Below are 25,436 nucleotides of genomic sequence, written 5' to 3'. Positions count from 1 at the left end.
AGAGGCGGTCCACCGTCTCGTTGATCGCGCCCTTCAGGTCGGCGAAGCGGCCGCGATAGCCCGTCTCGATCCGGTTGGTCAGGTCGCCGCCCGCGATCGCCGACAGGGCCCCGGCGAATTCCGTCGTCGCGCCGTCAACGACCGCGTTGATCTCGTTGATGCCGGCGACCAGCCGCTGCATCTGCTCGTCGGCATCGTCGATCTGCAGGCGCGCCGAGAAATCACCGGCCGCGGCCGCGGCGACGACCTCGCCGACATCCGAGACCACCGCTTCCATCGACTGCGCCCGGGCGAGGCGCGCGGCCGCGGCGGCGCGCTCCTGCTCCTGCAGCAAGGCGACCTGCTCGGTGCTCTGGCGCAGAACGGAGACGGCACGCGCCATGGCGCCGATCTCGTCCGGACGCTCGGAATGGGGGACATTGACGCTGGTATCGCCAGCGGTCAGCTTATCCATGACCTGGCTGAGGTCGAGGATCGGGCGGGTGATCGAGCGCTGCGCGAAGACGAGCGCGACACCGACCGAAACCAGAAGCGTCGTCAGCAGGATGATCGGCATCAGCCACTGCACCTGCCGGGTGAAGGCGGTCGCCTCGTCGCCAACCATGATGCTGGCCTTCTCCACGCGCTGGCTGAAGCTGATCAGCAGATCGTTCAGGGCTTTGCGGTTGGCGCGGTTGGCCTCGTTGTTGCCCTGCTCATTTGCCGCCGCGGGCGAAAATTCGCGCCCGAGCCGAGCGGTCTCGGTCCGGAAGACGATGAATTCATCGACCGCCTTGGCGATCTGATCGACGACTGCGCGCTCTTCCGCCGGAGCAACCTTCTTCAGATCGGCGGTGAACTTGCGCAGCGCCGGGAAGCGATCCTCGATGCCCTTGGCGTAGGTCGCGGCTTCCTGCGGATTCTTCGCCATGTAGACGCCACGCGATTCCATGACGACGGCCGTGACGATGCCGTTGATGCGCTGGGTCTGCAGCGCGACACTGGCCTGGATATCGGAACGGTTGTTCAGATCGTCGGCCTTGTGCAGGCCATAGATGCTGATGATCGCCGACAGGATGGCGCCGGCGGCGACAATGGCCAGCATGGCGAGGATTTTCAGGCGGATGGATTTCATGAATGGCGTCCCGAGGCGGGCCCCCCACAACGGAAGCCGTTCTAAACCCGACCCTTGCGCAACAATCATAAAAAACTGCTTAAAAGTTTAGCACTTTGGCAAGTTCCGCTTCTGCTGCCGCTGCGTTGCCGAATGCGAACGACTTTCTCGTAGCAAGAGCTCGCTCATCATCACTACAGTTGCCGCTGCATCACGAAAGCTGACATTCGCCTCCGATAATCCATGATGACTCGGCTTATGATTCACGTTCGGCCCCTGGCCTGCTGGGGTGGCCTGCCGGCCTGCCCCTTGATAGAGCCGCCTCGCCTGAACATGTTTGACGTCATCCGCCGCCCCGTCCCGATCTCCGGTTAGCCATCCCATGTCCGAAAACAGCAATGCCCCCGTGATGCACGCCACGACCATCCTGATGGTGCGCAAGGGTGGGCGCGTCGTCATTGGCGGCGACGGCCAGGTCTCGCTCGGCCAGACCATCATGAAGGGCAATGCCCGCAAGGTCCGCCGCCTCGCCAAGGGCGATGTGATCGCGGGCTTCGCCGGCGCCACCGCCGATGCCTTCACGCTGTTCGAGCGCCTCGAGAAGAAGCTCGAGCAATATCCGACCCAGTTGCTGCGCGCCTGCGTCGAGCTCGCCAAGGACTGGCGCACCGACCGCTATCTGCGCCGGCTGGAGGCGATGCTGCTTGTCGCCGACAAGGAGGTTTCGCTCCTGATCTCCGGCACCGGCGACGTGCTGGAGCCTGAAGCGAGCGAGCACGGCGCGGTGATGGCGATCGGTTCCGGCGGTAATTATGCGCTCTCGGCGGCGCGCGCGCTGATCGATGTCGAGCCCGATGCCGAAGCGATCGTGCGCAAGGCGATGAAGATCGCCGGCGATATCTGCGTCTACACCAACCATTCGCTCGTCATCGAGACGCTCGAAGCGGCCTGACGTTCCCACCAGGCCCGTTCACCGGATACAGCACCGCAATGACCAGCTTTTCCCCTCGCGAGATCGTCTCGGAACTCGACCGCTTCATCGTCGGCCAGAGGGACGCCAAGCGCGCCGTCGCCATCGCCCTGCGCAACCGCTGGCGCCGCCAGCAGCTCGAAGGGCCGCTTCGCGAGGAGGTTTCGCCGAAGAACATCCTGATGATCGGGCCGACCGGCTGCGGCAAGACCGAGATCGCCCGCCGGCTCGCCAAGCTCGCCAACGCGCCCTTCCTGAAGGTCGAGGCGACCAAGTTCACCGAGGTCGGCTATGTCGGCCGCGACGTCGAATCGATCGTGCGCGATCTCCTTGAAGTCGCGATCGCCCTCGTGCGCGAGAGCCGGCGCAAGGATGTTCAGGCCAAGGCCCATGTCGCGGCCGAGGAGCGCGTGCTCGATGCCCTCGTCGGCGCCAATTCCAGCCAGGCGACGCGCGATTCCTTCCGTCGCAAGCTGCGCGCCAACGAGCTCGACGACAAGGAGATCGAGGTCGAGATGACGGCAGGTAGCAGCGCGTCTGCGCCGATGTTCGAGGTTCCCGGCATGCCCGGCGCCTCGATCGGCGCGATCAACCTCTCCGACATGCTCGGCAAGGCCTTCGGCCAGAAGGGCAAGCCCAAGCGCGTGCTGGTCAAGGATGCCTACCAGCCGCTGCTGGCGGAGGAGAGCGACAAGCTGATCGATCAGGATGCGATCATCCAGGCCGCGATCCGCGAGGTCGAGGAGAACGGCATCGTCTTCCTCGACGAGATCGACAAGATCTGCGCCCGCGAGGGCAAGGGCGGCGCCGACGTCTCGCGCGAAGGCGTGCAGCGCGACCTGCTGCCGCTGATCGAGGGCACGACGGTCGCGACCAAGCATGGCGCCGTGAAGAGCGACCACATCCTCTTCATCGCGTCCGGCGCTTTTCACGTCTCGCGGCCTTCCGATCTGCTGCCGGAATTGCAGGGCCGTCTGCCGATCCGCGTCGAGCTCAACCCGCTCGACATCGAGGATTTCAAGCGCATCCTGACCGAGACCGAGGCGAGCCTGATCAAGCAGTCGGTGGCGCTGATGGCGACCGAGGAGGTCAGCGTGACCTTCACGCCCGACGCGATCGACGCCATCGCCCGGATCGCCGTCGAGGTGAATTCCACGGTCGAGAATATCGGCGCCCGCCGGCTTCAGACCGTGATCGAGCGCATTCTCGACGAGATCTCCTTCACGGCGCCGGATCGTTCCGGAGAGGCCGTGACGATCGACGCCGCCTATGTCGAGGCCCGCATCGGCGACCTCGCCAAGAATGCCGACCTGAGCCGGTTCATTCTCTGATGGAGAAGCCGGCGGCATCGGCGCCGGAATCGTCCCGTCTCGCACGCGATTCCGCTGTCGTTGGCGCGGCCACGATCGCCTCACGCCTGCTCGGCTTCGCCCGCGACGTGCTGATCGCGCGCCTGCTCGGTGGCGGGCCGGTTGCCGATGCCTTCCTGGCGGCTTTGCGATTGCCCAATCTCGTCCGGCGCGTCCTTGGCGAGGGCGGGCTGAATGCGCCCTTCGTGCCGCTCTATCTCGCCATCAAGGGCGAGCGCGGCGAGGTGGCGGCGCGCGGCTTTGCAGGCGAGGCGGCCGGGCAGGTCGGCCTGCTGCTGCTGGTGCTCGTCGGCCTGGGCGAATTGTTTGCGCCCTGGCTGGTGCTCGGCCTCGCCGGCGGCTTCGCCGACGCGCCGGAAACCCTGGCGCTGGCGGCGTCCTACACGCGGCTGATGCTGCCCTTCCTGTTCCTGACGACGCTGGCAGCCATGCTGGCGGCGCTTCTCAATGCGGAGAAGCGCTTCGCCGTCGCGGCCTTGGCTCCGGCCCTGATGAACGCGATCCTGCTTGTCGTGCTCCTGCTGCTGCACGCGAAGGGTGCGCCGCCGGAAACCGGCGCGCGCTGGCTCGCGCTCTGCACCAGCCTGACCGGCCTCGCCCATCTCGGGATGATCCTGCTGGCGCTGCGCGGTCCCGGCCTGCCGCGTCCGAGCCTGCGCTGGTCGCCGGACATGACGCGGTTCGTCCGCACGGGCGGCGCGACCTTGCTTGCCGCTTCCGCCGCACAGCTCGTCCTGCTGGTCGCGACGCAGATCGCATCGATCGGTCCGGGCGCCGTTGCCGCGCTCTACTATGCCGACCGCGTCTTCCAGCTCCCGCTCGGCTTCGTCGGCGTCGCGATGGGCACCGTCGTATTGTCCGACATGGCGCTGACTGCGAACCGGGAAGGTCCTGACGCCATGTTGGGGCAAGCTCTGGCGCTGGGCCTCGCGCTTGCCCTGCCGGCTGCGACGGCGCTCGTCGCCCTGGCCGAGCCGATCGTCTCGGCGCTGTTCGAATATGGCCGCTTCGATGCCGCTGATCGCGGTCGCACGGCTGCGGCGCTCGCCGCCTTCGGCTACGGCCTGCCCTTTGCGATCGCCGCAAAGGTCTTCGGCCAGGTCTATTTCGCCCGTCGCGCCCCGCGCCTCCCTCTGATCTCCGGCGGCCTCGCGGTGCTGGTTGCTGCGCTGATCGGCTTCTGCTTCGCTCATGAGGGTAATGCTGCGGGGATGGCGGCGCTCGCCGCGACATTCGCCTTCGTGGCGCAGGCTGCCCTGCTTGGCGGGGCGCTGCTGTGCGACGGCATCTGGCGTCCGAGCGTGAGCAGCTTGCGGCCGATCGCCGCCAGCCTCGCGGCCAGCGCGATCATGCTCGCCGTGCTCGAACTGCTGCTCAGGCTGCTGGCCGGACCTCTGGCCTTCGATCAGCCGGCCTTGCACCGGGTCGGAGCGCTCAGCCTGCTCTGCCTTGCGGGGCTCGCGACCTATGGCGCCGCGGGCTGGACGCTGGGTGCCTTCGGTGCTCTCCCCTTGCGCAAGCGGCGGGGTTGAGCCAGAAGCGCCGCTTCCCTTCTCCATCGTGACGGCGGAGTGCCCCATGTCGGGTTTTCATCAGCGCGTATTCTCAGGCATGCAGCCGACCTCGACGCTGCATCTCGGCAATTATCTGGGCGCGCTGACCAACTGGGTCGCGATGCAGGATACGCATGAGTGCATTTACTGCGTCGTCGACATGCACGCGATCACGATGTGGCAGGACCCGGCCGATCTGAAGCGCGCCATCCGCGAGGTCACGGCCGCCTATATCGCGGCGGGCGTCGATCCCAAGCGCAGCGTCATCTTCAACCAGAGCCAGGTGCCGGGCCATGCCGAGCTTGCCTGGGTGTTCAACTGCGTCGCCCGCCTCGGCTGGTTGAACCGCATGACCCAGTTCAAGGAGAAGGCCGGCAAGGACCGCGAGAACGCCTCGGTCGGCTTGTATGCCTATCCGAACCTGATGGCGGCCGACATTCTGCTCTACAAGGCGACGCATGTGCCTGTCGGCGAAGACCAGAAGCAGCATCTGGAGCTGACCCGCGACATCGCCCAGAAATTCAACAACGACTTCGGCCCGCAGATCGCCGAACGCGGCCTCGGCACGGGCGAACTCGGTTTCTTTCCGCTGCCAGAGCCGATGATCCAGGGCCCGGCGCCGCGCGTCATGAGCCTGCGCGACGGCACCAAGAAGATGTCGAAATCGGACGCTTCCGATTATTCGCGCATCAACCTGACCGATGATGCCGAGGGCATCGCCCAGAAGATTCGCAAGGCCAAGACCGATCCGGAGGCGCTGCCCTCCGAGGAGAAGGGGCTGGAAGGCCGGCCTGAGGCGGAGAACCTCGTCGGCATCTATGCCGGCCTCTCCGGCATCTCGAAGGACGCTGTGCTCAAGCAGTTCGGCGGCGGCCAGTTCTCCGGCTTCAAGGCGGCGCTGGTCGATCTCGCGGTCGAGAAGCTTGCGCCCATCGCCGGCGAGATGCGCCGCCTGCTGGCGGACCCGAAGCACATCGACGACATTCTCGGCGCGGGCGCCGATCGGGCCGATGCGATCGCCGCCCCGATAATGCGCGAGGTCAAGGACATCGTCGGCTTCGTGCGGAGCCGGTGACGTAAGGGTGCACTTGCGCCGGGGTGCCGGCGCAGGCCACCATGCCCGTCCCTGAAGCGGCGGCAGGACAGTTCATGGTCAAGAGACGGCGGTCCTACGAGACGGGCCATCGCCCGAAATTCCTCGCCGTGGTCGACGGCAGCGAGGAATGCGCCAAGGCGATTCGCTTCGCCGCGCGCCGTTGCGCCCGCGTCGGCGCCTCGATCGTCCTGCTCGGCGTCGCCACCCCGCCCGAGCATGAGACCTGGCTCGGCGTCGGCGAGGTGATGCTGGCCGAAGCCCAGGCCGAGGCCGAGAAGCGCCTTGAAACCGCGGCCGCAGCGGTGCGGACGCTGGCCGGGCTCGAACCGGAGAAGGTCGTGCGTGTCGGCAACAAGGCCGACGAGCTCGTCAAGCTGATCGAAGAGGACGAGGATATCTCGCTGCTCGTGCTCGCAGCCGGGACGAGCAGCAAGGGGCCCGGCCCGCTCGTCTCGGCGCTCGCGGGCAAATCCTCGGCGAGCTTCCCGATCCCCGTTGCCATCGTGCCCGGCCATCTGGAAGACGAGGAGATCGACGCCCTCGCCTGAGGCGACGACCTGCGATTCCATGCCGCTGGAATGATTCCAGCCGGCGGCTTATATCGGAGCCAGGAACGGCGACCTTGAATCGCCGGTACCGGAGGCAAGTCCATGTTCATCCAGACCGAAGCCACGCCGAATCCGGCGACACTCAAGTTTCTTCCCGGCCGCGCCGTCATGCCCGATGGCACGCTCGACCTGCGCGATGTCACGGATGCCGAGCGTTCGCCGCTGGCTCAGCGCCTGTTCGGCGTGTCCGGCGTGTCCGGCGTCTTCCTCGGCTCCGATTTCATCACCGTCACCAAGTCGGACGGCGAATGGCCGCATCTCAAGCCCGCGATCCTCGGCGCGATCATGGAGCATTTCATGTCGGGCGCCCCGGTCCTCGCTGCCGGCTCGGCCGCCGATGTGATCGAGGAGGGCGAGTTCTTCGACCCCGCCGATGCGCAGACCGTCGAGACGATCAAGGACCTGCTCGAAACCCGCATCCGCCCGGCGGTGGCCGGCGATGGCGGCGACATCACCTTCCGCGGCTATCGCGACGGCACGGTCTATCTCGCAATGAAGGGCTCCTGCTCGGGCTGCCCCTCCTCGACTGCGACGCTGAAGCACGGCATTCAGAACCTGCTGCGCCACTTCCTGCCGGATGTGCGCGAAGTCGAAGCCATCTGAGCAAAGCGGAACTGTTGGTGACGATGAGCCGGGCCTTTCGCGGAATGACATCCTGATGCGCATTCTCGCGATCGATACCGCGCTCGGCGCCTGCTCGGCCTGCGTGTTGGATACCGCCGACATGGCGAAGCCACTGGCGATCGAGCAGATCGCCATGGATCGCGGCCATGCCGAGGCGCTGATGCCGCTGGTCGAGCGTGTCATGAAGGATGTCGAGGGCGGCTTCGGCTCGCTCTCGCGCGTCGCCGTGACCGTCGGCCCCGGCAGCTATACCGGCTTGCGCGTCGGCGTCAGCGCGGCCCGCGCTATTGCCTTCGCCGCCGGCATCCCGGCGGTCGGGGTCACCACGGTCGCGGCCTGTGCCGCGCCCCTGATCGGGCGCGAATCGGGCCGGGTTATCGCCGCCGCGCTCGATGCCAAACACGGCCAGGTCTGGTTCCAGGCTCTTACGGCCGAGGGTAAGCCGCTGGCCTCGCTCCGGCAGGTCAGCTATCGCGACGCGGCCCGTGCCATCGGCGCAGGACCGGTCAGCCTCGTCGGGTCCTCGGCGCTCGCCGTCGCCAACGAAGCCTGGGCGATCGGTCTCGACGCGTTGGTGATCGACGATGCCAAGGCGCCCGATATCGCCTGGGTCGCCCGGCTCGGCTTCATCGCCGATCCCGAAAGCGCGCCGCCCCGCCCGCTCTACCTGAAGGCGCCCGAGACGACGCCGCAGGACAAAGCCCGCCTGCCGCGCCGGTGAGCGCATCCCCCAAATGGTGGTTGCCGCTTCGTCGGCCTGTGCGAACAGGCGGCATGGATTGGCTACGCAAATTGCTTCACCCTGATTCGGCACCGCCGCGCACGATGCGGCTCGATGCGGGCCACGCCCTTGATGTCGCGACGCTGCATCATCGCGGCGGCTTCGCCCGCGGCTGGGAGCCGGCCGAATGCGCGGCGCTGATTGCCGATGCAGCGGTTGTCGCCGATGGCGTCTTCAGTGGCGACGGCCACCACCCCGAAGGCTTCGTCATCTCCCGCAAGGCTGCCGACGAGGCGGAGATTCTCAGCATCGTGGTCGCGCCCACCCGCCGCAACGGCGGCTTTGGCCGCGCGCTTCTGGCGGCGCATCTCGCCCGGCTGGCCGAGGCGGGCGCGATCCATGTCTTCCTCGAGGTCGAGGACGGCAACCTGCCGGCGGAGCGACTCTACCGCCATTTCGGCTTTCGCGAGGTCGGGCGGCGCAAGGGCTACTACCCCAAGCCCGACGGCACCCGTGCGACCGCGATCGCGATGCGGCTCGATCTCGCGTGACAAGCCGGCGCAATCGCGCCATTGACGACATTCTGAATCCCCAATGAGACCGCCGCTCCACCGATGATCGGACCCGCCTCAGCATGAACGGACTCCGCTTCGGTGCGCTCGCCCGCCTGGCGATGCTGTGCACGGGCACGCTCGGGCTCGTCCTCGCCCAGCTCGTCGTGATGCGGGTCATGCCCTCGCGGCGGGGGGCCTTGCCGCTGCGCTTCCATCGCCTGACCTGCTGGTGCCTCGGCGTCCGGCGGCAGGTGCGAGGGGCTCCGCCGCCGGCCGGAACCGGGGCGCTGATCGTCGCCAACCACGTCTCCTGGCTCGATATCGGCGTGATCGGTGCCGAGCGCGAATTGGCCTTCGTCGCCAAGAGCGAGGTCGGCGAATGGCCGGTGGTCGGCTTCCTCGCCAATCTCCAGCGCACGCTCTATCTCGACCGCCAGCGCCGCAGCGCGACCGCGGGCATGGCCGCCACCATGGGCGCGCGCATCGCCAATGGCGAGGAGGTCGTGCTCTTCGCCGAGGGGACGACCGGCGACGGCACGCGCATCCTGCCCTTCCGCTCCTCCCTGCTCGGCGCCGCGCATCAGGCGATGGGCGACGCCACGGCGGATGTGACGGTCTATCCGCTGACCATCACCTATACCGGCTGGCAGAACCTGCCGGGCGGACGCAACGGGCGGGCGGCGCTCGCCTGGTACGGCGATACCGAGCTCTGGCCGCATCTGAAGCATGTGCTGGAATGCGGCGCGATCGATGTCGAGCTGGTCTGGGGTGAACCGATCGTGATGGGCCGGGCGACCTCGCGCAAGGAAGCGACGCGGCTGGCCGAAGCATCCGTTCGCAAGGCCCGCCAGCGGGCCGTCACCGGCCGCGCGGAGGCGTGACCCCGGCTGGTCCGCCACTTGCTTATCCTGCCCCTGCGTCTTGCGGCCGTTCCCAAGGCGTCCGATCCGCAGTAAAGAATGCGCTTTGGAGACCCGATCCGCACCGATGAAGAAAGTCCATATCAAGTCTTTCGGCTGCCAGATGAACGTCTATGACGGGCAGCGCATGGCCGACATCCTGAGCCATCAGGGCTATGAGGAGACGGCGACGCCGGAGGGCGCGGACCTCATCCTGCTGAACACCTGCCATATCCGCGACCGGGCGGTGCAGAAGGTCTATACCGAGCTCGGCAAGCTGCGCGACATCAAGAAGGCGCAAGGCGCCGAAGGCCAGGAGACGAAGATCGTCGTCGCCGGCTGCGTCGCGCAGGCTGAGGGCAGCGAAATCCAGCGCCGCCAGCCCGCCGTCGATCTCGTGGTCGGGCCGCAGGCCTATCACCGTCTGCCGGAGCTTCTGGCCGAGGCCGGCAAGCGCCGTGTCGTCGATACCGACCTGCCGGTCGAGGACAAGTTCGGCTTCCTCCCGGCGCCGAAGCGCCAGGCCATTCTGGCGCGCGGCGTCTCGGCCTTCGTCACCGTGCAGGAAGGCTGCGACAAGTTCTGTGCCTTCTGCGTCGTGCCCTATACGCGCGGCGCCGAATTCTCGCGGCCGGTCGCGCAGATCATGGCCGAGGTCGAGCGCCTCGCCGAGGCCGGCGTGCGCGACGTCACCCTGATCGGCCAGAACGTCAACGCCTATCATGGCGAGGGGCCGGACGGTGCCGTCTGGAGTCTGGCGCGCCTGATGCATCGCGTTGCCGAGGTGCCGGGCATCGTCCGCATCCGTTATACGACCAGCCACCCCAGAGACATGGACGACGACCTGATCGCGGCCCATCGCGATCTGCCGCAGGTCATGCCTTTCCTGCATCTGCCGGTGCAGGCGGGCTCGGACCGCATCCTCGCCGCGATGAACCGCAAGCACACCGGCGACGAATATCGCCGCCTGATCGAACGCATCCGCGAGGCCCGGCCCGATATCGCGCTGTCCTCGGATTTCATCGTCGGCTTCCCCGGCGAGACCGATGCCGATTTCGAGGACACGATCCGTCTCGTCGACGAGATCGGCTTCGCCTCCAGCTATTCCTTCAACTATTCGCCCCGCCCCGGCACACCGGCGGCCGATCTCGAAGCGCAGGTGCCGCGCGAGTTGATGAACGAGCGGCTCTATCGCCTGCAGGAGCGCATCGAGCATCACCGGCAGGCCTTCAACCGGGCCATGGTCGGACGAACGGTGGATGTCCTCCTGGAAAGGGCGGGACGCTATCCCGGACAGCTTGCCGGCAAGTCGCCCTATCTGCAGGCTGTGCAGATCGAGAGCGACGCGAATCAGATCGGCGACATCGTGCGGGTGGTGATCGAGAAGACGAGCACGAATTCTCTGTTCGGCCGGCTGGCTGAGCCGGGCGAGACGGATGGAAAGGGGCTGGCCGCTTGAGCGCGTCGGGGCTCGTCACCATTTGCGAGGGACGGGCGCCGGCCTGTCATCAGGCTGAGATTGTTGCGTCCGGTTATGCTGCGAGACGACCCGGCCGGGCGCTCCTGCCCGGTTGGAACAGGCGCCGGGGACAGGCCAACCGCCACCCCGGCCTGAAGCGAGGCGACGCATTTGGCACAGGCTGATTCGACGCAAAGACCCGACCGGAACCCGCGGCGCGATCTGGCGCCAGCCCGCCCCGAGGGCGGTGTGCGCGAGAGCGCGGGCCGTGACGGGCTTGCGGCGACCGAGGTCGTGCTCTCCTTCGACGACAACCGGCTCGCCAGCCTGGTTTTCGGTCAGTACGACCAGAACCTCGCCCATCTCGAGCGCCGGCTCGGCGTCGTGGTCAGCCCCAATGGCAATCACGTCACCGTTAAGGGCGCCCGCGAGACGGCCGAGCAGGCCGGGCGCGTGCTGAAGACGCTCTATGCCCGCGCCAAGGCCGGCGCGCCGGTCACGCTGGGCGAGGTCGACGGCGCGATCGAGGAAAGCAACGTGCAGCGCTCGCTTTTCCCGACCGCCGATGCCGGCAAGACCTCCTTTGATGCGGTCGTGACCCGCAAGCGCGGGCCTGTCCGCGCCCGCAACGCCGCACAGGACGCCTACCTGCGTCAGCTCAAGCGCCACGAATTGGTGCTCGCCGAAGGTCCGGCCGGCACCGGCAAGACCTGGCTCGCGGTCGGCCATGCCGTCTCGCTGATCGAGCAGGGCGTGGTTGAGCGCATGATCCTGTCGCGCCCGGCTGTGGAGGCGGGCGAGCGCCTCGGCTTCCTGCCCGGCGACATGCGCGAGAAGGTCGATCCCTATCTGCGTCCGATCTACGACGCGCTGAACGACTTCATGGAGGCGCGCCATGTCGAGCGCGGCCTGCAGACCGGCATGATCGAGATCGCGCCGCTCGCCTTCATGCGCGGGCGCACCCTGACCAATGCCGTCGTGCTGCTCGACGAGGCCCAGAATGCCACCTCGATGCAGATGAAGATGTTCCTCACCCGCCTGGGCGAGGGCTCGCGCATGATCATCACCGGCGATCCCTCGCAGATCGACCTGCCGCCCGGCCAGCGCTCGGGCCTGATAGAGGCGGTCAAGCTGCTCAAGGATGTCGAGGGCGTCGGCTATGCCCGCTTCGAGGAAGGCGATGTCGTCCGGCATGATCTGGTGCGACGCATCGTCATGGCCTATGAGAGCGCAGCGCGCCATGAGCGCGAGGAACGGGAAGAGCGCTTGCGCAATCCCGAAACGCCCCCGGATCTCAACCGGGAAGGCGACAGCGAAGGGCTGAAGCGGATGTTGGCGCGGGAGCGGCCGCGATGAACGATCGACCTCGTGGGCGGCGCACGGCGCCGCCACCCGAGAAGACGTCTTCGGAGATACACCTCGACGTCAGGGCGCAGTCGCGCCGCTGGCATGAGCTCGGCAAGCTGCCGGCCCTGCGCGCCTTGCTGAACGAGGCGCTGGAAGCGGGGATCGCGGTGGCCCCGCGCAAGCCGATGCCCGGCGCCGAGCTCAGCCTGCTGCTGACCGACGACAAGCGCATCCGCATCGTCAACCGCGACTGGCGCGGCTTCGACAAGGCGACGAACGTGCTCTCCTTCCCGGCCGCGCCGCCGGAGCGCATCGCGCAGAGCCCGCTGCTCGGCGATATCGTCATCGCCTATGAGACGGTGCTGCGCGAGGCTGAGGCCGAATCCAAGAGCGTGACGGACCATCTGCGTCATCTCGCGATCCACGGCCTGCTCCATCTCCTCGGCGAGGATCACGAGACCGAGGCCGAGGCGCGCCGCATGGAAGCGCTCGAAGTCGCCGCCCTCGCCCGTCTCGGCGTGGCCGATCCCTATGCCGGTGCCGAACTCGTCACGGCACCCGTTCCCTCTTCCGCGTAAGCCCCCACGATCATGAGCGACGACAGTCGACAATCCCAGAACGAAACCGCCGGCCGTGGTCTCGGCCATTGGCTGGGCCAGTTCCTTGACCGGCTTGGACTGCGTGGTGGCGGCACCGCCCGCGAGGAAATCGTCGAGGCCCTGGCCGAGGAGAATGGCGAACTTGCCGATCTCTCTGCCCAGGAACGCGCGATGCTCACCAATGTGCTGAGCCTGCGGGAACGCCGCGTCGGCGATGTCATGATCCCGCGCGCCGATATCGTCGCCGTCCCGGCCGAGGCGACGCTGGACGAATTGCTCGCGCATTTCCGCACCGCCGGCCATTCGCGCCTGCCGGTCTTCGACGACACGCTCGACGATCCCCGCGGCATGGTCCATATCCGCGACTTCCTTGAATACATCGCCGAGAAGGCGCGGCCGGGGGAAAGCGGGCCGCCGGACGAGAACGGCAAGCTCGCGATTCCGCACACGCTGTCCGCCGTCGATCTCTCGACGCGGCTCGCCGAGACCAAGCTTCTGCGCCCCGTCCTCTACGTGCCGCCCTCGATGCCGGCCGTCGATCTGCTCGTCCGCATGCAGTCGACCCGCACCCATATCGCGCTGGTCATCGACGAATATGGCGGGACCGACGGGCTCGTCTCGATCGAGGACCTGATCGAGATCGTCGTCGGCGATATCGAGGACGAGCATGATCTCGAGGAGACGCCGATCGTCCCGGCCGGCGAGAACCGCTTCACCGCGGACGCCCGCGCGACGCTGGCCGAGCTGAAGGCTGCCACCGGCGTCGATCTGTCCGGCAATGAGGTCGCCGACGACATCGATACGCTGGGTGGCTTGATCGTCACGCTCGCCGGCCGCGTCCCGGCGCTGGGAGAGATGGTGAAGGGCCCGGACGGGCTCAGCTTCGAGATCCTCGATTCCGATCAGCGCCGCGTGAAGCGCCTGACCATCCATTGCCGCAGCGAACCCGCGGCCGAAGAACCGGCGATGGAGCCGGGCTGATGGGGCTCTCCGGCATCGCCGAAGCCGTCATCCTGGGGTGGGGTTGGCGGAAGCGCCTGATCGCGCTTTTCGCTGGTGCGAGCGGTGCGCTTGCCCTGCCGCCGCTCGATCTCTGGCCGCTCATCGTCGTGCCGATGGCCGTCGCGGTCTGGCTGATCGACGGTGCCGTCGGCACCAGTGCCTGGCGCCGGTTCCGGGCCGCCTTTGCAGTCGGCTGGTGGTGGGGCTTCGGTTTCTTCCTCGCCGGGTTGTGGTGGCTCGGCGCCGCCTTCCTGGTCGAGGCCGACAAGTTCGCCTGGGCGATGCCGCTCGGCGTCGTCGCCCTGCCGGCCTTCCTCGCCATCTTCCCGGCCTTCGCCTTTGGCTTCGCCCGCCTGGCCTGGCCCAAGGGCGCCGGGCGCATCCTCGTGCTCGCCGTGATGCTGGCGCTCAGTGAATGGCTGCGTGGCCATGTCCTGACCGGCTTTCCCTGGAACGTCTACGGCATGATGCTGGCGGGCGAGATCCATCTCGCGCAGGCCGCCTCGCTGGTCGGGCTCTACGGCCTGACCCTGTTCGCCGTGGCGATCGGCGCGGCTCCGGCCGTTCTGGGAACCGCGCAGACGCCGGCCGGGCGTCGCCTGCCGCCGCTTCTGGCTCTCGCCGCGTTGGCCGGTCTGTTTGCTTTCGGATACTGGCGCGTGCCCGCCGCCTCCTCCCCGCTCGTGGCGGGGGTGAAGTTGCGGCTGATGCAGCCCAATCTGCCGCAGGATGCCAAGTTCAACGGCCGCAACGGCGAGGCGATCCTCAACAGCTACCTGGCCTTGAGCGACCGCGCGACCAGCCCGACCTCGCCCGGCCTTCAGGGCATCACGCATCTGGTCTGGCCGGAATCGGCCTTTCCCTTCCTGCTCGGCCGCACGCCCGGCGCCTTGTCCCGCATCGGGGCCGTGCTCCCGCCCGACGTGACGCTGGTCACCGGCGCGGCTCGTGCCGGCGAGACGCTGCCGGGCGAAAGCCGGCCGCCGATCTACAATGCGATCCAGGTGGTCAATGACGAGGGCGTCATCGTCGCCGGCTATGACAAGGTTCATCTCGTTCCCTTTGGCGAGTACCTGCCGCCGATCCTCGACACGCTGATCCGCGGGGTCGGTCTGTCCCAGTTCGTCTCGATTCCCGGCGGTTTCGCGGCCGGAAGCGCCCGGACGCCGCTTGCGATCAAGGGGCTTCCGACAGCGGCACCGCTGATCTGCTACGAGGCGGTGTTCCCGGGCGCGGTCGCCGCGCGCGGTCCGCGCGCCGGCTTCTTCCTGAACCTGACCAATGACGGCTGGTTCGGCCAGACCAGCGGCCCCTACCAGCATTTTGCGCAGGCGCGGCTGCGCAGCATCGAGGAAGGCCTGCCGCTGGTGCGCGTCGCCAATACCGGAATTTCGGCGGTGGTCGATCCTTACGGCCGCACAGTGGCGAGCTTGCCCCTCGGCGTTGAGGGCGTGCTGGATTCAGGCCTGCCGCGCGCCGGCTCGATCACGCTCTATGCAAGGGCAGGGGACTTCGTCTTCGCCGGGCTCTTGCTGCTTTTTCTGGCATTGTCACGGTTGCGCGTTCGAGAATGATCCCGATTGGAACTTTTTCACGGCGAAGGGTGGATTAGCCGTGAAGCCTATAATAAAGGACGGCTACCGCGCGCCGACCAGGATGGCGGCTCCTGGTCATGACACTGATGCCTAAGCAGGGTGAATCATGATCAAGAAAGTCCCCAACCCCATCGACAAGCATGTCGGCAGCCGCGTCCGCATGCGTCGAATGCTCGCTGGGGTCAGCCAGGAAAAGCTCGGCGAAGCACTCGGGCTGACCTTCCAGCAGGTGCAGAAATACGAGAAGGGCTCGAACCGCATCAGCGCGAGCCGCCTGCAGCAGATCGCCAAGATGCTGGATGTGCCGGTGGCCTTCTTCTTCGACGGCGCGCCGACCGGGGATATGCCGGAATCCGGCTTCGCGGATTCCGCCGCGACGACCTTCATTTCCGAATTCCTCACCACCAGTGAAGGCGTACAGCTCACCAAGGCCTTCACGCGGATCAAGAGCGGCCGGGTACGTCGGCGGATCATCGATCTCGTCGAGGCGCTGGCGGAGGAAGACGCCGGAACGGCGTGATATCGCCTTCTTTTCGTTCGGTGTGACGAACGATCCTCCCGATAAGCGGATTTTCCTGCTTGACGGCGAACGCGTCCGCTGCGAAGACGAGCTGTTCATTGGGCTGGCGTCGCTGCGCCGGCCTTTTCCATGTGCCGATTCAGGGAAGCCCCGACCGTGTCACGCCAGAATTACCTGTTCACCAGCGAGTCCGTCTCGGAGGGGCACCCCGACAAGGTCTGCGACCGCATCTCCGACGAGATCGTCGATCTGTTCTTCAAGGAAGCCGCCAAGGCGGGCATGGATGCGAGCAAGGTCCGCGTCGCCTGCGAGACGCTCGCGACGACCAATCGCGTCGTCATCGCCGGCGAGGTCCGCACCTCGCTCGACGAGAAGGCGATGAAGAGCAAGGTCAAGTCGGCCGCGCGCAAGGCGATCAAGGCGATCGGCTACGAGCAGGACGGTTTCCACTGGAAGAAGTGCAAGATCGACGTTCTTCTGCATCCGCAATCCGCGGATATCGCCGTGGGCGTCGATGAGGCCGGCAACAAGGATGTCGGCGCCGGCGACCAGGGCATCATGTTCGGCTATGCCAGCCGCGAGACGCCCGAGCTGCTGCCTGCCCCGATCTACTACGCCCACAAGATCCTCGAGATCCTGACGCTCGCCCGCAAGAAGGGCGAGGGCGATGCGGCCAAGCTCGGCCCGGACGCCAAGAGCCAGGTCACCGTCAAGTACGAGAACGGCAAGCCGGTCGGCGTCACCCAGATCGTGCTCTCGACCCAGCATCTCGACGAGACGCTGACCTCGGCCGATGTCCGCAAGATCGTCGAGCCCTATATCCGCCAGGCGCTGCCGGATGGCTGGATCTCCAAGGACACGGTCTGGCACATCAACCCGACCGGCAAGTTCGTGATCGGCGGCCCGGACGGCGACGCCGGCCTCACCGGCCGCAAGATCATCGTCGACACCTATGGCGGTGCGGCTCCCCATGGCGGCGGCGCCTTCTCGGGCAAGGACCCGACCAAGGTCGACCGCTCGGCCGCCTATGCGGCGCGCTACCTCGCCAAGAACGTCGTCGCGGCCAAGCTTGCCGACCGCGCCACGATCCAGCTCTCCTACGCCATCGGCGTCGCCAAGCCGCTGTCGATCTATGTCGACCTGCACGGCACCGGCAAGGTCGACGAGGCCAAGCTCGAGGACGTGCTCGGCAAGCTGGTCGATCTCTCGCCGAACGGCATCCGCAACCATCTCGGCCTCAACAAGCCGATCTATGCCAAGACCTCGGCCTACGGCCATTTCGGCCGCAAGGCCGGGCGTGACGGCTCCTTCTCCTGGGAGAAGACCGATCTCGTCGACGCGCTGAAGAAGGCCGTCGCCTGAGACAGCGCGTTCGCTTGAATTGACGAGGCCGGAGCTGTTCGCTCCGGCCTTTTCATTTTGCTACAGGCATCCTATCCGCGCCGTCATCCCGGGCGGAGCGAAGCGTAGACCCGGGATCCATGCCTGAGCCTCGATCGGATAGGCTCTGGCATGGATCCCGGATCGGCGCGGCTGAAGCCGCTTGTCCGGGATGACTTCGGTTCCTGCGAGACGATTCCGAATGACCTACGACCCCGATCATGACGAACGCGCCTTCTATGGCCGCCGCAAGGGCAAGGCCCTGCGCGACGGCCAGAGCCATCTGATGGAGCACACGCTGCCGCGTCTGCGCCTGCCGGAAGGCGAGATCGCGGACCTCAAGGCGCTGTTCCCGCAACCCGTCGAGGCCGTCCGGCTGGAGATCGGCTTCGGCGGCGGCGAGCATCTGCTGATGCGAATGCGCGAGAGCCCGCAGATCGGCTTCATCGGCGTCGAGCCCTTCATCAACGGCATGGCCAAGTTCCTGGCCGTGGTCGAGCGCGAGGGGCTGACCAATATCCGGGTCTGGGACGACGACGCCGCGCTCCTGCTGCCGCGCTTGCCCGCAGGCAGCCTCGACGCGATCGACCTGCTCTATCCCGATCCCTGGCCGAAGCGCCGCCAGCGCAAGCGCCGCTTCGTCTCGGAGCATACGCTGGGCCTGTTCGCCCGCGCGCTGAGGGCAGGCGGATGTTTCCGCTTCGCCAGCGATATCGACGATTATATCGGCTGGACGCTGTCGCGCCTGATGGCCTCGCCCGATTTCGACTGGACAGACGAGCGGCCGGGCGACTGGCGCACGCCCTATCCCGGCTGGATTCGCACCCGCTACGAGGCGAAGGCGGTCCGCGAGGGGCGCATCTCCAGTTATCTCACGGCTTTGCGTCGCGCATCCTGAGGAAGCCAAGCACGCGCTGGGCGGTGCCCTGCGCGAGAGTGCGGAAGCTTTCGCGGGCGCGGTCGACGGCGGCCTGCGACTTGCCGAAATCCTTGCGCAGCGAGATCAGCGCCGCCGTGGTCTCCCACGACCAGCCGAGCGCGCGTGCGACCAGCAGCACGGCCTCGCGGTCGCTGCCGAGGATGATCTGCTCGCTCGCCGGCAGGCCGAGCTGCGCCAGCACCGCGACACCGCAGATCGCGTGCTCGGTCGCGCCGTCGCGGGCATAGGTACGGACCTTGGCCTCGTCGAGCAGACCGGCTTCGTTCAGCTCGCGGATTTCGACGAGGGCCGCGCTGATCGCGCCGAGCTCGCCCGGCATCTGGCCGCCGGCCGCGATGGCGTCCGCTCCGCGCTCGACCGCGCTGTCGACATCGTTGGCAAGCGTCGGTTCGAGACTCTCGCTCAACCGGCGTCGGGCGGAATTCTTGGCGGCGGTCATGAGCTGGTCGACGAGTTCGGCCGGAATGTCACGGCGCAGGCCGAGCGTGGCCTGGAGAGCATCGTCCTGTGCCGCTCGCATCACCAGAACGCCCATGCCGTGGCGCGAGAACTGGGCTGTCTGGTTGGCCGCGACGGCATGGGTCACGACGCGCCCGCCGCGCAGGATCAGGAAATCGGTGACGGGTTCGCCGAGCCCGGGCCGCTCGGTGATGGCGAGCATATGATCGCGCCCCTTGGCGGCCGAGATCGCGACGAGGTCCTGATCGGTGAGGCGCGGCGACTGCACCAGGACGGCACGCGCCACGGCGATCTCGTCGAGGGCGAGCTGGCGGACGACGCCGCTCGGCGCGTTCGGCACCGGCGCGATCCGCTCCGACAATTCGACGCGGGCGCGCAGCTCGATGGCGCGCGACAGCCGCCCGATCACCACGTCGAAGACGCCGACCTGCTCTTCGTCCATATGGACGGCTGTGGCCAGGAACAGGTCCGTCAGCCGCGACAGGATGTCGGCGCGCACGTCGTTCGAGCCGCGCAGCATCGTGGATTCGAGATCTCGCAGCAGCGAGCCGACCGCACTCATACCTGATCCTCAACCGGTATACCGTTGCGTCATCTTGCACGCGAAGGATGACCATTGGGTTAGCGCCGCCGCAACCGAGCTTGCATATCGGGGCGATGCGGACTAAATAGCGGGCAACAGCTCTGGTATCGGTTAACGCCGATGATCAAGAGCGGGCCCACCGGCCCGCTCTTTTTTATTGGCCGCGACCCGCCGGAGGCAGACGGAACGGTCCGGGCCATGAGCGAACTCACCCACGAGCCGAAAACGGCACCTGATCAGGAACCCCGCCTCGTCGTCGAAAGCGGCGTGGCGTTGCGTGTTGCCGCGATCATCGAGCCGGCGATCGTCGATCTCGGCTACCGGCTGGTGCGCGTGCGCATCAGCGCCCAGAACGGTTGCACCCTGCAGATCATGGCCGAGCGGCCGGACGGCACGATGAATGTCGAGGGTTGCGAGGAGGTCAGCCAGGCAGTCTCGCCGGCGCTCGACGTCGACGACCCCATCCAGGCGGCCTATCACCTTGAGATTTCGTCGCCGGGCATCGACCGGCCGCTGGTGCGCGCCAGCGATTTCGAGCGCTGGGCCGGCCATCTCGCCAAGATCGATACGAGCGAGCCGGTCGCCGGCCGCAAGCGCTTCCGGGGTATCCTGCGCGGCGTCGCCGGCCAGGACGCGCTGCTGACGCGCGACGACGCCAAGAGCGAGGAAGAGCGCGACGTCGCCATTCCGATGCGCGCGATCGCCGAGGCCCGGCTCGTTCTGACCGACGCGCTCGTGACCGAGTCGCTGCGCCGCGGCAAGTCCGGCCTGCCGCCGGAAATGCCCTCCGCCGAAGAGATCGCCAGCCCTAGGAAGGGCCGAGGAAAATCGCTGGGACCGCGGCCGACCAAGGCCGGCAAGACCCCGCAAGACAATAACGAAGAGGAGTGAGCGTCATGGTCGTCAGCGCCAACCGGCTCGAACTGCTGCAGATCGCCGACGCGGTCGCCCGCGAGAAGTCGATCGACCGCCAGATCGTCGTCGATGCCATGCAGGACGCCATCGCCAAGGCCGCCCGCTCGCGCTACGGCGCCGAGACGGATGTCCATGCCGAGATCAACACCAAGACCGGCGAACTGCGTCTCGCCCGCCATCTCCAGGTCGTCGACACCGTCGAGAACCCGGCGATCGAGATCACGGTCGACGAGGCCAAGCGCCATAACCCGGCCGCCCAGGCCGGCGACGTCATCGCCGATCCGCTGCCGCCCTTCGATTTCGGCCGCATCGCCGCCCAGTCGGCCAAGCAGGTCATCGTCCAGAAGGTGCGCGAGGCCGAGCGCGACCGCCAGTACGACGAGTACAAGGATCGCATCGGCGAGATCGTCAACGGCGCGGTCAAGCGCGTCGAGTACGGCAATGTCTTCGTCGATCTCGGCCGTGGCGAAGCCATCATCCGCCGCGACGAGATGATCCCGCGCGAGACCTTCAAGGTCGGCGACCGGGCCCGCGCCTATGTCTACGACGTGCGCCGCGAGCCGCGCGGCCCGCAGATCTTCCTGTCGCGTACCCATCCGCAGTTCATGGCCAAGCTCTTCGGCCAGGAAGTGCCCGAGATCTATGACGGTATCGTCGAGGTGAAGGCTGTCGCCCGCGACCCCGGTTCGCGCGCCAAGATCGCCGTGATCTCGCGCGATTCCTCGATCGACCCGGTCGGCGCCTGCGTCGGTATGCGCGGCTCGCGCGTGCAGGCCGTCGTCGGCGAGCTTCAGGGCGAGAAGATCGACATCATCCCGTGGTCGCCGGATGTCGCGACCTTCGTCGTCAACGCGCTGCAGCCGGCCGAGGTCGCCAAGGTCGTTCTCGACGAGGAAGCCGACAAGATCGAGGTCGTGGTTCCCGACGAGCAGCTCTCGCTCGCCATCGGCCGCCGCGGTCAGAACGTCCGCCTCGCCTCGCAGCTCACCGGCTGGGATATCGACATCCTGACCGAAGCCGAGGAGTCGGAGCGCCGCCAGAAGGAATTCGTGCAGCGCACCGACCTGTTCATGAACGCGCTGAACGTCGACGAGACGGTTGGCCAGCTTCTCGCCTCGGAAGGCTTCCGCAATGTCGAGGAGCTCGCCTATGTCGATCTCTCCGAGCTCGCCTCGATCGAGGGCTTCGACGAGGACACCGCCGGCGAGATCCAGAGCCGCGCGCAGGAGCATCTCGCCGCCGTCGAGGCGGAGCTGGACGAAAAGCGCCGTGCGCTCGGTGTCGAGGACGCCTTGCGCGAGGTCGATGGCGTCACCACTTCCATAATGGTTGCGCTCGGCGAGAACGATGTGAAGACCGTCGAGGATCTCGCGGGCTGCGCCACGGACGATCTCGTTGGTTGGACCGAGCGCAAGGACGGCGAGTCGACCCGTCATTCCGGCTATCTCGACGGGTTCGACCTGTCGCGCCAGGACGCGGAAGCGATCATCATGGCGGCCCGTATCCATGCGGGCTGGGTCGAGGCGCCGGCCGAGGAGCCTGAGGCGGAAGCCGACGAGGCGGCCGAGGCCTGATAGGAACCTTCGCGGTGAAGGCGGCTCAAAAGGAAGGACCGGAGCGAAGCTGCGTTGTGACGCGGACCGTGAAGGCGCCTGAGGATTTGATCCGCTTCGTCGCGGGGCCGGACGGTACGCTGGTCCCGGATCTCAGGCGCAAGCTGCCCGGACGCGGCGTCTGGGCGAGCCTCAGCCGCAGGACGGTGGCCGAGGCGATCAAGCGCAAGGCCTTCGAGCGTTCGCTCAAGGCGAAGGTCGCGGTTCCCGCCGACCTTCCGGAGATGATCGATGCGCTGATGCTGCGCGATGCGGTGCAGGCGCTGTCGATGGCCAACAAGGCGGGTCTCGTGATCGCGGGCTTCGCCAAGGTCGAGGCCCTGATCGGCTCGGGCCGTTGCGTCGGCGTCATTGCTGCCAGCGATGGGGCCGAGGATGGCAAGCGCAAGATCGGCCAGGCCATCCGGCGGATCGGGGCAGCCCGCGAAGCCGAAGGGCTCAAGGCCCGTGAACTGCCCGTCGTCGCTATTTTCACGGCGGCGGATTTGGAATTGGCGTTGGGGCGGGCACATGTGATACATGCCGCGCTTGCTCCGGGTCCGGCGGCGGAGGGCGTCCTCTCCCGCTGGCGTCGGCTCGTCCGGTATCGGACGGACGATACCGCCGCATCCGACCAGAACGACACCGAAGACACGACCGAACCGGCAGGACCGAACGCGGAATGACCGATACCAAGAACCCGGGCGACAAGACACTCTCCGTCAACCCGCCCAAGACCCTGTCGCTGAAGCGGCCTGTCGAGCAGAGCACTGTTCGCCAGAGCTTCTCGCATGGGCGTACGAAGCAGGTCGTCGTCGAGGTGAAGCGCCGCGCCGCCGGGCATGAGGTCAAGGAGCCCGTCGCGCCGCGTCCGCCGCAGGCCCCGGCTCCGCAGGCGACCGCGCCGCGCCCCGCCGCTCCGCAGCCGCCTCAGCGTCCGGCCAGCAGCATGCTGCTGCGCACCCTCTCCGATGAGGAGAAGGACGCCCGTCAGCGCGCCCTGTCGGAAGCCCGCAGCAGCGAGGCTGAGGCGCGCCGTATCGCCGAGGACGAGGCGCGCCAGCGCGCTGCCGCCGTCGAGCGCGAGCGCCAGGAGCGCGAAGCCGCTGCCGCCCGTCAGCGGCAGGAGGAAGAGCGCCGCCGTCAGGAAGACGACCAGAAGCGCCGCGTCGAAATGGCCGCGCGCCAGCGCGACGAACAGCCTCCCGCCCGCCCGGCGGCCCCGCCGCCGCAGGCTCGCGAGGCCGCGCCTGCGCCCCAGGCTCCTGCGCCCCAGCCGACCCAGTATTATGGCCGTCCGGCCCCGTCCGGCCCGCGCGAGTTCACCTCGCGCCCGCCGATGCGCGACACCGGTGCGCGCCCGCCCCGGCTCGACAGCCGCCCGCCGCGTTCCGATGCGCCGCGCACGCCCCGCATCGACACGACGGCTCCGTCCGAGCCGGCGGTCGCCCGTCCGGCGCGCCAGGCGCCTTCGGCCAACACCACGCGCAATCGCTCGGATGATGTCGACGTCAAGGCCGCGTTCCGCCGTCCCGGCTTGAGTGCCGGCCCCGGTCGTGGCCCGGCTCCCGCCGCGCCCAAGACGCCGAAGACCACCAACGACAAGCCGCGCGGTCGCCTGACGCTGTCGACCGCGACCGGGAGCGAGGACGAGCGCACGCGTTCCGTCGCCTCGTTCCGCCGGCGCGTGCAGCGCATGACCGGCCACCGCGCCTCTGACGTCGCGAAAGAGCGCGTGATGCGCGAGGTGATCATCCCCGAGACGATCACCATCCAGGAACTCGCGAACCGCATGACGGAACGCGGCGTCGACGTCATCCGCCTGCTGATGAAGCAGGGCGCGATGCACAAGATCACCGACGTGATCGACGCCGACACCGCCCAGCTCATCGCCGAGGAAATGGGCCATACCGTCAAGCGCGTCGCCGAATCCGACGTCGAGGAAGGCCTGTTCGACACGCCGGATACCGACGAGACCCTGGAGTCGCGGCCGGCCGTCGTGACCATCATGGGCCATGTCGACCACGGCAAGACCTCGCTGCTCGACGCGATCCGCAAGACCAAGGTCGTCACCGGCGAGGCCGGCGGCATCACCCAGCATATCGGCGCCTATCAGGTGACGACCCCGCTGGGCACCCAGGTGACGTTCATCGACACCCCCGGCCACGCCGCCTTCACGGCGATGCGCGCCCGCGGCGCCAAAGTGACGGACGTCGTCGTGCTGGTCGTGGCGGCCGATGACGGCGTCATGCCGCAGACGGCCGAGGCGATCCATCACGCCAAGGCTGCCGGCGTGCCGCTGATCGTGGCCATCAACAAGGTCGACAAGTCCGACTCCAACCCCGATCGCGTCCGCGCCGAGCTGCTGCAGTACGAGATTCAGGTCGAAACGCTCGGCGGCGAGACGCTCGAAGTCGAGGTTTCCGCCAAGACCGGCCACAACCTCGACAAGCTGCTCGAGGCGATCTCGCTCCAGGCCGAGCTGCTCGATCTCAAGGCCAACCCGGATCGCGCCGCCGAAGGCACGGTCATCGAGGCCAAGCTCGATCGGGGCCGCGGACCGGTCGCGACCGTTCTCGTCCAGCGCGGCACGCTGCGCACCGGCGACATCGTCGTGGCGGGTGCCGAATGGGGCCGCGTCCGCGCGCTCATCGCCGATACCGGCGCGCAGGTGAAGGAGGCTCCGCCCTCCATGCCGGTCGAGGTTCTCGGCTTCAACGGCACGCCCGAGGCCGGCGACCGCGTTGCGGTGGTCGAGTCCGAGGCCCGCGCCCGCGAGATCACCGATTACCGCGAGCGTCAGCGTCGCGACCGCCTCGCCGCCCGTGGCGCGGCTTCGGGCGCCGGCCGTTCGCTCGCCGAGATGATGCGCGAGCTCAAGGAAGGCGCCGGCCGCAAGGAGTTCCCGCTCGTCGTCAAGGGTGACGTGCAGGGCTCGGTCGAAGCCATCGTCGGAGCGCTTGAGAAGGTCGGCAACGAAGAAGTTCGTGCCCGCGTGCTGTCCTCGGGCGTCGGTGCCATCACCGAGTCGGATGTCACGCTCGCCCAGGCTTCGGGCGCGGTGGTCGTCGGCTTCAACGTGCGCGCCCACAAGGAAGCGCGCGAGGCGGCCGACCGGGCCGGCGTCGAGATCCGCTACTACAACATCATCTATAACCTCATGGATGACGTGAAGGACGCGATGTCGGGCCTGCTGGCGCCGACTCTGCGCGAGACCATGCTCGGCAACGCGACGATTCTCGAGATCTTCAACGTCTCGAAGGTCGGCAAGATCGCCGGCTGCCGCGTCACCGACGGCACGATCGAGCGTGGCGCCAATGTCCGCCTGATCCGCGACAACGTCGTGGTTCACGAGGGCAAGCTCGGCCAGCTCAAGCGCTTCAAGGACGATGCCAAGGAAGTCGTGGCCGGCCAGGAATGCGGCATGTCCTTCGAGAACTACCAGGACATGCGCGCCGGCGACGTCATCGAGTGCTATCGCGTCGAAGAGATCAAGCGCAGCCTCTGAGGGCTGCGCTTCCTGAAACAGCGCGTCATGGCCGGGCAAAGCCCGGCCA

23 protein-coding genes are annotated in these 25,436 nt (G+C 67.6%); 21 read left to right on the top strand and 2 right to left on the bottom strand.

Annotated elements, in window-relative coordinates:
* A partial coding sequence (locus tag ACODTJ_RS12670) for a HAMP domain-containing protein (protein ID WP_488848973.1) occupies positions 1–1,114 on the bottom strand: 1,114 nt, incomplete at its 3' end.
* Positions 1,115–1,475: 361 nt separating this feature from the next.
* On the opposite strand from ACODTJ_RS12670, the gene hslV reads away from it, so the two are divergent.
* From hslV to trmB, 17 genes are all read left to right on the top strand, one after another.
* Positions 1,476–2,045 carry an ATP-dependent protease subunit HslV gene (gene hslV / locus ACODTJ_RS12665; RefSeq protein ID WP_291656294.1) on the top strand — a complete coding sequence of 190 codons (570 nt, stop codon included), beginning with the start codon at positions 1,476–1,478 and terminating at the stop codon, positions 2,043–2,045.
* A gap of 38 nt (positions 2,046–2,083) precedes the next feature.
* Positions 2,084–3,394: an ATP-dependent protease ATPase subunit HslU gene (gene hslU, locus ACODTJ_RS12660; protein WP_454654349.1), complete on the top strand. Its 1,311-nt coding sequence runs from the start codon at positions 2,084–2,086 to the stop codon at positions 3,392–3,394.
* The gene (gene murJ, locus ACODTJ_RS12655; protein WP_454654348.1) at positions 3,394–4,965 is read left to right on the top strand and encodes a murein biosynthesis integral membrane protein MurJ; all 1,572 of its coding nucleotides are present in this window, start codon (positions 3,394–3,396) and stop codon (positions 4,963–4,965) included. The genes hslU and murJ overlap by 1 nt, the downstream gene beginning before the upstream one ends.
* A 46-nt stretch (positions 4,966–5,011) precedes the next feature.
* Entirely contained in the window at positions 5,012–6,061 is a 1,050-nt protein-coding gene (gene trpS, locus ACODTJ_RS12650) for a tryptophan--tRNA ligase (protein ID WP_454654347.1), read from the top strand.
* A 74-nt stretch (positions 6,062–6,135) separates the two neighbouring features.
* Complete coding sequence (locus tag ACODTJ_RS12645) at positions 6,136–6,630, top strand: universal stress protein (RefSeq protein WP_454654345.1); 495 nt, start codon at positions 6,136–6,138, stop codon at positions 6,628–6,630.
* A gap of 102 nt (positions 6,631–6,732) precedes the next feature.
* The gene (locus ACODTJ_RS12640) at positions 6,733–7,293 is read left to right on the top strand and encodes a NifU family protein (protein ID WP_454654344.1); all 561 of its coding nucleotides are present in this window, start codon (positions 6,733–6,735) and stop codon (positions 7,291–7,293) included.
* Positions 7,294–7,348: 55 nt separating this feature from the next.
* Positions 7,349–8,035, top strand: a complete 687-nt coding sequence (gene tsaB, locus ACODTJ_RS12635; RefSeq protein WP_454654343.1) for a tRNA (adenosine(37)-N6)-threonylcarbamoyltransferase complex dimerization subunit type 1 TsaB — start codon at positions 7,349–7,351, stop codon at positions 8,033–8,035.
* Positions 8,036–8,106: 71 nt separating this feature from the next.
* Complete coding sequence (locus ACODTJ_RS12630) at positions 8,107–8,586, top strand: GNAT family N-acetyltransferase (RefSeq protein WP_488848970.1); 480 nt, start codon at positions 8,107–8,109, stop codon at positions 8,584–8,586.
* 83 nt (positions 8,587–8,669) lie between these two features.
* Positions 8,670–9,470: a lysophospholipid acyltransferase family protein gene (locus ACODTJ_RS12625; RefSeq protein WP_454654341.1), complete on the top strand. Its 801-nt coding sequence runs from the start codon at positions 8,670–8,672 to the stop codon at positions 9,468–9,470.
* A gap of 106 nt (positions 9,471–9,576) precedes the next feature.
* Positions 9,577–10,947: a tRNA (N6-isopentenyl adenosine(37)-C2)-methylthiotransferase MiaB gene (gene miaB, locus ACODTJ_RS12620; protein ID WP_454654339.1), complete on the top strand. Its 1,371-nt coding sequence runs from the start codon at positions 9,577–9,579 to the stop codon at positions 10,945–10,947.
* 249 nt (positions 10,948–11,196) lie between these two features.
* Complete coding sequence (locus ACODTJ_RS12615; protein WP_454658909.1) at positions 11,197–12,303, top strand: PhoH family protein; 1,107 nt, start codon at positions 11,197–11,199, stop codon at positions 12,301–12,303.
* A complete protein-coding gene (ybeY, locus tag ACODTJ_RS12610; protein ID WP_454654337.1) occupies positions 12,300–12,872 on the top strand; it encodes an rRNA maturation RNase YbeY in 573 nt (190 codons plus the stop codon). Before ACODTJ_RS12615 ends, ybeY begins: the two co-directional genes overlap by 4 nt.
* Before the next feature lie 12 nt (positions 12,873–12,884).
* A complete protein-coding gene (locus tag ACODTJ_RS12605; protein ID WP_454654335.1) occupies positions 12,885–13,874 on the top strand; it encodes a hemolysin family protein in 990 nt (329 codons plus the stop codon).
* Entirely contained in the window at positions 13,874–15,469 is a 1,596-nt protein-coding gene (gene lnt, locus ACODTJ_RS12600) for an apolipoprotein N-acyltransferase (protein WP_454654334.1), read from the top strand. Before ACODTJ_RS12605 ends, lnt begins: the two co-directional genes overlap by 1 nt.
* A gap of 127 nt (positions 15,470–15,596) precedes the next feature.
* Entirely contained in the window at positions 15,597–16,010 is a 414-nt protein-coding gene (locus ACODTJ_RS12595; RefSeq protein WP_454654332.1) for a helix-turn-helix domain-containing protein, read from the top strand.
* A gap of 129 nt (positions 16,011–16,139) precedes the next feature.
* Complete coding sequence (gene metK / locus ACODTJ_RS12590; protein WP_454654331.1) at positions 16,140–17,372, top strand: methionine adenosyltransferase; 1,233 nt, start codon at positions 16,140–16,142, stop codon at positions 17,370–17,372.
* A gap of 220 nt (positions 17,373–17,592) precedes the next feature.
* On the top strand, positions 17,593–18,288 hold the full coding sequence (gene trmB / locus ACODTJ_RS12585) for a tRNA (guanine(46)-N(7))-methyltransferase TrmB (protein WP_454654329.1): 696 nt from the start codon (positions 17,593–17,595) through the stop codon (positions 18,286–18,288).
* On the opposite strand, the gene ACODTJ_RS12580 is transcribed toward trmB, so the two are convergent.
* A complete protein-coding gene (locus ACODTJ_RS12580) occupies positions 18,263–19,351 on the bottom strand; it encodes a DUF2336 domain-containing protein (RefSeq protein ID WP_454654328.1) in 1,089 nt (362 codons plus the stop codon). The genes trmB and ACODTJ_RS12580 overlap by 26 nt on opposite strands.
* Positions 19,352–19,570: 219 nt before the next feature.
* Here ACODTJ_RS12580 and rimP point away from each other — a divergent pair, with 219 nt between their 5' ends.
* The 4 genes from rimP to infB are packed head-to-tail and all read left to right on the top strand — an operon-like array spanning position 19,571 to position 25,387.
* Entirely contained in the window at positions 19,571–20,263 is a 693-nt protein-coding gene (gene rimP / locus ACODTJ_RS12575) for a ribosome maturation factor RimP (protein WP_454654327.1), read from the top strand.
* 5 nt (positions 20,264–20,268) lie between these two features.
* On the top strand, positions 20,269–21,861 hold the full coding sequence (gene nusA, locus ACODTJ_RS12570; RefSeq protein ID WP_488848965.1) for a transcription termination factor NusA: 1,593 nt from the start codon (positions 20,269–20,271) through the stop codon (positions 21,859–21,861).
* Between the two features lie 14 nt (positions 21,862–21,875).
* The gene (locus tag ACODTJ_RS12565) at positions 21,876–22,565 is read left to right on the top strand and encodes an RNA-binding protein (protein WP_454654324.1); all 690 of its coding nucleotides are present in this window, start codon (positions 21,876–21,878) and stop codon (positions 22,563–22,565) included.
* Positions 22,562–25,387 (top strand): translation initiation factor IF-2, encoded by a 2,826-nt coding sequence (gene infB / locus ACODTJ_RS12560; RefSeq protein WP_454654323.1) that lies wholly within the window; start codon positions 22,562–22,564, stop codon positions 25,385–25,387. The genes ACODTJ_RS12565 and infB overlap by 4 nt, the downstream gene beginning before the upstream one ends.
* The last annotated feature ends 49 nt before the right edge of the window (positions 25,388–25,436 follow it).

Source organism: Allobosea sp. FG18, from assembly GCF_057809495.1.
The sequence above is the reverse complement of the archived record's forward strand: the minus strand, read 5'-3'. Positions and strand labels throughout refer to the sequence as shown.

What these genes read in the sequence shown, in the direction of transcription:
- hslV (WP_291656294.1), top strand. Translation starts at nt 1,476, where the DNA reads ATGTCCGAAAACAGCAATGCCCCCGTGATGCACGCCACGACCATCCTG.
- hslU (WP_454654349.1), top strand. Translation starts at nt 2,084, where the DNA reads ATGACCAGCTTTTCCCCTCGCGAGATCGTCTCGGAACTCGACCGCTTC.
- murJ (WP_454654348.1), top strand. Translation starts at nt 3,394, where the DNA reads ATGGAGAAGCCGGCGGCATCGGCGCCGGAATCGTCCCGTCTCGCACGC.
- trpS (WP_454654347.1), top strand. Translation starts at nt 5,012, where the DNA reads ATGTCGGGTTTTCATCAGCGCGTATTCTCAGGCATGCAGCCGACCTCG.
- ACODTJ_RS12645 (WP_454654345.1), top strand. Translation starts at nt 6,136, where the DNA reads ATGGTCAAGAGACGGCGGTCCTACGAGACGGGCCATCGCCCGAAATTC.
- ACODTJ_RS12640 (WP_454654344.1), top strand. Translation starts at nt 6,733, where the DNA reads ATGTTCATCCAGACCGAAGCCACGCCGAATCCGGCGACACTCAAGTTT.
- tsaB (WP_454654343.1), top strand. Translation starts at nt 7,349, where the DNA reads ATGCGCATTCTCGCGATCGATACCGCGCTCGGCGCCTGCTCGGCCTGC.
- ACODTJ_RS12625 (WP_454654341.1), top strand. Translation starts at nt 8,670, where the DNA reads ATGAACGGACTCCGCTTCGGTGCGCTCGCCCGCCTGGCGATGCTGTGC.
- miaB (WP_454654339.1), top strand. Translation starts at nt 9,577, where the DNA reads ATGAAGAAAGTCCATATCAAGTCTTTCGGCTGCCAGATGAACGTCTAT.
- ybeY (WP_454654337.1), top strand. Translation starts at nt 12,300, where the DNA reads ATGAACGATCGACCTCGTGGGCGGCGCACGGCGCCGCCACCCGAGAAG.
- ACODTJ_RS12605 (WP_454654335.1), top strand. Translation starts at nt 12,885, where the DNA reads ATGAGCGACGACAGTCGACAATCCCAGAACGAAACCGCCGGCCGTGGT.
- lnt (WP_454654334.1), top strand. Translation starts at nt 13,874, where the DNA reads ATGGGGCTCTCCGGCATCGCCGAAGCCGTCATCCTGGGGTGGGGTTGG.
- ACODTJ_RS12595 (WP_454654332.1), top strand. Translation starts at nt 15,597, where the DNA reads ATGATCAAGAAAGTCCCCAACCCCATCGACAAGCATGTCGGCAGCCGC.
- metK (WP_454654331.1), top strand. Translation starts at nt 16,140, where the DNA reads ATGTGCCGATTCAGGGAAGCCCCGACCGTGTCACGCCAGAATTACCTG.
- trmB (WP_454654329.1), top strand. Translation starts at nt 17,593, where the DNA reads ATGACCTACGACCCCGATCATGACGAACGCGCCTTCTATGGCCGCCGC.
- ACODTJ_RS12580 (WP_454654328.1), bottom strand. Translation starts at nt 19,351, where the DNA reads ATGAGTGCGGTCGGCTCGCTGCTGCGAGATCTCGAATCCACGATGCTG.
- rimP (WP_454654327.1), top strand. Translation starts at nt 19,571, where the DNA reads ATGAGCGAACTCACCCACGAGCCGAAAACGGCACCTGATCAGGAACCC.
- nusA (WP_488848965.1), top strand. Translation starts at nt 20,269, where the DNA reads ATGGTCGTCAGCGCCAACCGGCTCGAACTGCTGCAGATCGCCGACGCG.
- infB (WP_454654323.1), top strand. Translation starts at nt 22,562, where the DNA reads ATGACCGATACCAAGAACCCGGGCGACAAGACACTCTCCGTCAACCCG.